Source organism: Candidatus Poribacteria bacterium (assembly GCA_021295755.1).
Classification (GTDB): Bacteria; Poribacteria; WGA-4E; order WGA-4E; family PCPOR2b; genus PCPOR2b.
Map to the genome: position 1 here is coordinate 4,130 of JAGWBT010000031.1, position 6,336 is coordinate 10,465.

Sequence of the window (6,336 nt, forward strand, 5' to 3'; positions counted from 1 at the left end):
ACTTGGGTTATACCCCAACCAAGCCTCTAACGCGACATCGAAAATTTGAACGAAGATTTTCCCAATATCGCTGACAACCCACTCATCGAAGATGGCGCAGAGGAATTTACCGTATTGGGCTGCACGGACCGTGCGGTCGGTCACACCTTTCTCATCCACGCGCTCGACGGCGGGGATAAACTGCATAAACTGCGCCCCAAGTTCTTTGAAGTAGTGGTATACCTCAAGCGGATAATCTGCGTTATGACGGTTTACGACACAAAGTATATTGTAATCCACCTGATGCTTCTGTAGGAATCTCAATCCCCGAATGACATCATCGGAGGAGGGTCTGCCCCGTTTGTCGTAGCGGTATTTATCGTGTAGTTCAGGGGGACCATCAATGCTGATACCGATTAGGAAGTTGTTCCGCTTGAAGAACGTGCACCACTCATCATTCAGGAGCGTCGCATTGGTCTGGAATGTATTCTGGATGCGCGTACCGACCCGTCGGTATTTCTCCTGATATTCGACAGCGCGCCGGAAAAAGTCGACTCCCATCAGCGTCGGTTCGCCCCCCTGCCAAGCGAAGGTTATCTCATTGACCTGCTGCGATTCGATATATTGGCGCACATAATTTTCCAAAACCTCATCGGTCATCCGAAACGACCGTGTATCGGGATAAAGGTTCTCTTTGTCCAGATAGAAGCAATATTCGCAATCCAAATTACAAATTGCCCCAATCGGTTTTGTCATCACATGAAACGCACGCGGTGCTTCCTGTTCAATCATTTTTTCACCTTCTTCTGGGTCGTAATCATCGCTACATTAAAAACCGATCGCTCGTAGCCGCGCGATGGACGATTCACAATACTATCAAGTCCCCATAACGCCGATGAACTTCCACCATCAAAGTTTATTGCGTGTTTCGCTCCGAGGTCCCGCAAAAAACCAGCCATCTCATAAAGCGTCATCCCGATGCTATATCCGTATTGACGGCCATCTACCGTAATAAGAAATAGCTTATCATCGTTAAACCCCAATGCACTCCGCGGGTTCAGTCTCGCCCCGTTGCGGTGACGATAGTTAGATCTGCCGCTTGAGTGGTGAAATTCCGCAAGTTCCGGTTCAATTTTCCCGTTGCGCAAAAGACGGAGATTTCCCCCGATTCCATCGGCAACCCGCTGCCATTTGGTGGGTGAAAGTGCGATTTCGAGCGTACCTGTACCACCCGCCCTGAATGTGGCATCCCATTTTATCGCTAATTGATAATCGAGTGCCAACACAACGCCGTTGGACGGAATTGTGCTATTGCCCCGCCGATTGACCTCATCGATCTTAAAACGGCTCCGATACCTACCTGTAAGTGGCAAGTCGAGTCCCTTGAGGACAATTTCATAACTCCTTTGTGCAAGGGTCTGCTCTCCAAATCGGGGTGTGTAGAGCACGGCAGCACAGTCGGCCTCAGGAATCTGATTAATACAATCGACTTCGAGCGATTCTCCATTGATGCGGATAACCCCGTTTAGTTCAACGGCATCGAGTAAAAATTCGCCATCGGTCGTTACACCGAAACTAGTTTCACCCCAAGGGGATGGCGGTGGGAAACCCCACCAATCGCGTCGGGGTGCGATACTAACCAATTCCCGATCTTGGATATGAAGGTTAAAGATAACTCCTCCACGCCCGACCCGATCTCCACGGAGACCGAAACTCCCATTGATGCCAGCTAATAACGGAATATCTTGTTGTGCGAGTCGTCCTGCCATGCTGGTGATTGTCTCCCTGCCCAAGAGACGATTATTGGCAAGCTCAACTCCAAAGCGCAGATTTTCGGATTCGCGCCTCATTTCAGCGACATAAACCGCCGCATCCCGTTCTTTCCACCAATCGCGGTAGATACGCAATCCTTGGGGCCAGTCCGACTTTTTAAGTAAGTCCCGTTTTCTGGATGCCGGGTTTGGACGGTCAGGAAGCGGCTTACTAATAAGTCTGGATATAACAGAAGAGGACGCAGAATTGGTATTGGAGTTAGGCGTTGTCACTCGTAACGCACCTATCCCCAAAATCAAGAGGAGGGTCGTCCCCCAAACAATAGCAATTTTGATAAAATAAACGCGTCGATTGCCCTTTTGTGTCCTCAATTGCCCTTGCTCCTTGCTGTCTGGTCGAAACCCAATCGTCGGACCATTTTCGATATAAATACTATTTTCACAAATGGTGTGGCAATCTGTCAAGAATAAACGCAATCTATCTCTCTACCGCCCCTATCAGAAGTCCATAAACCGATTTGACTTCGATGGCGTTTTCAAGTAAAATGGTCTGTGTCGATCAATTAAATCTTGACTAGGTGGAGGGACTCTAATGAAGTATCGAACGTTTGGTCAAACAGGTCTCAAAGTTTCAGAGATCGGGATCGGCGCGTTTCCGATCTCTGGTGTACAACAACAGACGGATGGCACACGAACAGGTTGGACAGGCACCGACGAGCAGCAGTCAATCGCACTCATCCATCGTGCGGAAGAACTTGGTGTGAACCTGATTGATTCCGCAGAGAGTTACGGTGCCGGTCATAGCGAGGAAGTTGTCGGGCAGGCGTTGCAGGGGAGACGGGATAAATGGATTATCGCCACCAAAGTCAGTCCAAACGGCGGCTTGGACGCGAACGATCCGGATCTGCCGGCGCAAGCGAAAAAGCGAATCGTTGAAGCAGTCGAAGGGAGCCTAAAACGGCTGGACACAGATTATATTGACATCTATCAACTTCATGCCATTCCGTTGGACGGGGCGATGCCGGCTGTCATGGAGGCGTTGGCACAGTTGCGGGATGAGGGCAAGATCCGTTGGTACGGTGTTTCGACGAATGATCGGGAGGCGATTGATAAACTCCAGGGCTTGGGTGAGATTTACATGCTGCAAATTGGCTACAATCTGCTTGAACGCGATGCCGACGAACTGCTTCATTTCGCCAAGCAGGAGAGTATCGGCACGCTCATCCGTGTTCCATTGGCGAAGGGGATGTTGACGGGCAAGTATTTCCAGAGCAGCGAAATCCCGAAAGAGGATATACGTTATGAGCGTTTTAATCGGCCGGGGTCAATTGATGCCTTCAAGAGACTGCCGGCGCTCAGTTTCCTCGCAGAGAACACAGGACGCACAATGGTTCAAGCAGCGCTACGTTTTACGCTTGACCACCCCGGCACCTCTTGCGTCATCGCCGGTGCGAAAACAATGCAACAGATTGAACAGAACGTAGCTTCCGTCAATGTGCCACCGATCGCCGAGTCTGAACTGCAAAGGGCATTCGCCATCGCCGACACGATTCAGACACCCAATTGGAGCGCGAACTGATTCATTGGGAAAATGTGACAAACTATCCTATTGCTCAAAGCGCGCCAACTGAAATGGGCTGATGTCAAAGCCTGTTTTACCCTCAAGTGCCATTTCCGAAAGTATACGTCCGACAAGGCTGGCGAACTTGAAACCGTGACCGGAGAATCCAGTTGCTAAAACAAGATTTGTGCAATCTGGATATGTGTCGATAATGAAATCTTCGTCGGGTGTTTCCGTGTAGAGACAAACCTGCGCGAAAAGTGCCTCGCCGGCAGCTTCGGGGATGCGTTCACGCATAAAAGAACGGAGATGCTCGATGTAGTCTGGATCGGGCGTCCGATCGCACGTATCTGGGGACACCGGCTGCCCCATGCCGTGTCGCGCAATCTTCACGCCTTCACGCCCAAAAACGGGGAATCCATACAAAACCTCATTCCACGTTACATCGAGAAAAATCGGAAATCTGCCCCGCTGAAACAGGTTCGCATCGGTTGGTCGATAATAAACAACCTGCTGCCGTGTTACGGTTAACGGGAGGTTCAATTCATTAAGGATCTGTCCGGTCCAACCCCCCGCGGTCACAATCACTTTTTTCCCTTGAAAACGTTCCCCGTTTGCAATCACTTCAGGATATGTTCCCTGCCAGTTAATCTCTATTACCGGCGTATTCTCCCGAACCTCCGCTCCGTGTGCTTCGGCGAGTTCTAGATAGGTCAAAACGCACGCTGAAGCGTAGAGAAAACCGGTGTCCTTCTGCCACAAAACTTCCACATCGTCTCCGATCCTGAATTGCGGGAAGCGGTCTGCCAGTTGTCGTTGGTTCCACCATTCGGACTCGACGCCGGCAGCATCAAGGCTCACGCGCATATCATGGAGATAACCGTGTCCTTCGGGACCGATTATCACGCTGCCGGTTGTGAATAGCAGATCCTTCTCCGACTCCTTTTCTACTTCCCGCCATTCTGCATAGGCATGCTTCATCAGTTCTGTGTAGAATTGCTTCTCGTAGATCAGACGGATGATACGATTGTCTCCGTGGGAGCTGCCGAAGGTATGCCCCCGTGAAAACTGTTCTAGCACCAAAGTGCTTGCCCCCGACTTAGCGAGATAATAGGCTGTTGCACTGCCCATTACCCCTGCTCCGATCACAATGGCGTCATACATTTTTTCGTCCTTTGTTAACCAACTACTTTATCGGGAATGGTTTGGGAAGTTCAGGAAAATTCTTCTCTCTGTTTTCACCACGCAACAAAATTGTCGCCCAACTAAGTCCCAATGAATTCCTTTCAACCTGCTTGACCCGGGGAGGAATGTAACGAATTGTCAACCCACAGCGCCGCCGTGTGGATTGATTGGGCAGGCTTCCATGAATCAACGTACCGTGATGGATTGATATTTCGCCTGCTTTCAGAACCAGATCTACGGCGTTTTGCTCCTCAGCCTCGCTGACCGGCACTTCCTGATCGATGCTCAACAGATTTCCTTCCTGTCCAGATTTCCCGTGATCTCGAATACCGGGACGGTGGGTGCCGGGAATCACACGCATACAACCGTTCTCGCAGTCGCTGTCGTCAATCGCATACCACGCGGTAATCGCTTCGGGCGGCTCAAGTCCCCAATAGGTTACATCCTGATGCCATGCCACAAACTTTTTTTGATCAGGACCATATTTGCAAAAGAAGTGCGTTGATATCATCATAACATCGTGTCCTATCAGGGCTTCGATACAGTCGAGAATCTTCGGGTGGGTTGCAATCTCCCAGATAAATTCTTCCTCAAAATGCCGGTCGACTAATCCGATCTGACATTCCGCACGTCCGATTCTGGCTTCTAATTTGTCGAACAGTTTCCGATGTTGGCTGGCTTCGGTTTCGTTGGAAATTTGAACTTTCGGAACGAAGCCTTCTGTTTCATAAGCCTTGATTTGTCCTTCGGTGAGGGACATTTTTCGCTCCTTTCATGTAGCTAGCCGCGGTCCGGTACACGCCATTGAGCGTACCAACGAGAATCCTGCGACGGTCCTTCATCATCGCTCCAGCGGCTTTGCATACTTTCAAATTCTTTTAGACGCGGACGCACATCGCGTTCCCAGATTTCTTCAATCTGATCGAAGGTGAGTGGCTGACGCATAGGTGTCGATTCAGGGTAGGCGTCGAGAAGTTCTTTCGCCTTGGCACCAAGCCACTGGACTTCATCGGTGACCATTCGTTCACCAACTTGACGATCCGATTCGTGTGCGGTCGGTCCCATAGCGAAGTGGGGACCCGGCGCATCCGGTGCTGGCAGGCGTGAAACATCAACACAATCCGGCTCTAATGCCCACAACAGCGAGGTCTCGACCTTACCGGCATGGTCGCCGCCACTTTTACCATCGCCATCGAAGCCGGGCTGATTCGCCTCAAAATCCGGCAGACCGTATAGACGCATACCAAAATGCGGTTGGAGGATTTCAAGCAAAGTTTTGAGGTCTTTCCAGTTGGGACCGTAGTGTCCCGTCAAAAGGATAGCAGCATGAAATCCCAAGGCATCAGCTGCCCGGACGTGGTAACAGATGTTCTTGAAATGCATCCATGCAGGCATTGCGGTGAGCCACGGACGCACCTCTCCGACGGTTCGATTTCCCCAGAGTGCATAACCGCCATGTTCGTGGATGTGCCAGTAATCGGGTGGAGCAACAATACCGCCATGCGCACGGGCTGTTCGACACGCAATCGCGTGTGCTTTCAAAGCGTCAAGCCCGACTGCGTTCTGGGGACCGTGGGGTTCGCACAAGCCGTAGCAAAAATAGACAACTGGACACTCCTCTAACGCAGCTTCTAGTTCGTCGGGGAACATCCGTTCCCAGCGCACTTCTCTTTTCATCGTGGTTTCCTTTTGTATTATATGATAGCGTAAACATGATTCCCTGTGGCAGCTGCGATATAAGATTGTATCATTGTTGCCACAATCTTTTCAGATTCAATTTCTGTTTACTACATTCAATTTAAGCGGTTTTTTGACATACTCCCCGCCCTAAAGGACGAG

At 50.5% G+C, this 6,336-nt stretch carries 5 protein-coding genes and 1 pseudogene (1 of these 6 running past the window's edge); 1 reads left to right on the forward strand and 5 read right to left on the reverse strand.

Annotated features, from left to right (window positions below):
• Both J4G02_06055 and J4G02_06060 read right to left on the reverse strand, forming a co-directional pair.
• Positions 1-771 (reverse strand): annotated as a pseudogene (locus J4G02_06055) (anaerobic sulfatase maturase); it reaches 419 nt to the left of the window's first position.
• Positions 768-2,123, reverse strand: coding sequence for a phosphodiester glycosidase family protein (locus tag J4G02_06060; protein MCE2394141.1), 1,356 nt, complete (start codon positions 2,121-2,123; stop codon positions 768-770). The pseudogene J4G02_06055 and the gene J4G02_06060 overlap by 4 nt, the downstream one beginning before the upstream one ends.
• Positions 2,124-2,343: 220 nt before the next feature.
• Between J4G02_06060 and J4G02_06065 the strand changes: the two genes are divergently transcribed.
• On the forward strand, positions 2,344-3,330 hold the full coding sequence (locus tag J4G02_06065) for an aldo/keto reductase (protein MCE2394142.1): 987 nt from the start codon (positions 2,344-2,346) through the stop codon (positions 3,328-3,330).
• Between the two features lie 27 nt (positions 3,331-3,357).
• Here the strand turns inward: J4G02_06065 and solA are convergent, their stop codons facing one another.
• From solA to J4G02_06080, 3 genes are read right to left on the reverse strand one after another with little or no spacing between them, the layout of a single operon-like run.
• Positions 3,358-4,476, reverse strand: a complete 1,119-nt coding sequence (gene solA / locus J4G02_06070; GenBank protein MCE2394143.1) for an N-methyl-L-tryptophan oxidase — start codon at positions 4,474-4,476, stop codon at positions 3,358-3,360.
• A gap of 22 nt (positions 4,477-4,498) precedes the next feature.
• Positions 4,499-5,257, reverse strand: coding sequence for a phytanoyl-CoA dioxygenase family protein (locus J4G02_06075; protein MCE2394144.1), 759 nt, complete (start codon positions 5,255-5,257; stop codon positions 4,499-4,501).
• Between the two features lie 20 nt (positions 5,258-5,277).
• On the reverse strand, positions 5,278-6,174 hold the full coding sequence (locus J4G02_06080) for a creatininase family protein (GenBank protein MCE2394145.1): 897 nt from the start codon (positions 6,172-6,174) through the stop codon (positions 5,278-5,280).
• Positions 6,175-6,336: the final 162 nt, after the last annotated feature.

Coding starts and splice junctions, on each gene's coding strand:
- solA (MCE2394143.1), bottom strand. CDS start 4,476: ATGTATGACGCCATTGTGATCGGAGCAGGGGTAATGGGCAGTGCAACA.
- J4G02_06065 (MCE2394142.1), top strand. CDS start 2,344: ATGAAGTATCGAACGTTTGGTCAAACAGGTCTCAAAGTTTCAGAGATC.
- J4G02_06075 (MCE2394144.1), bottom strand. CDS start 5,257: ATGTCCCTCACCGAAGGACAAATCAAGGCTTATGAAACAGAAGGCTTC.
- J4G02_06080 (MCE2394145.1), bottom strand. CDS start 6,174: ATGAAAAGAGAAGTGCGCTGGGAACGGATGTTCCCCGACGAACTAGAA.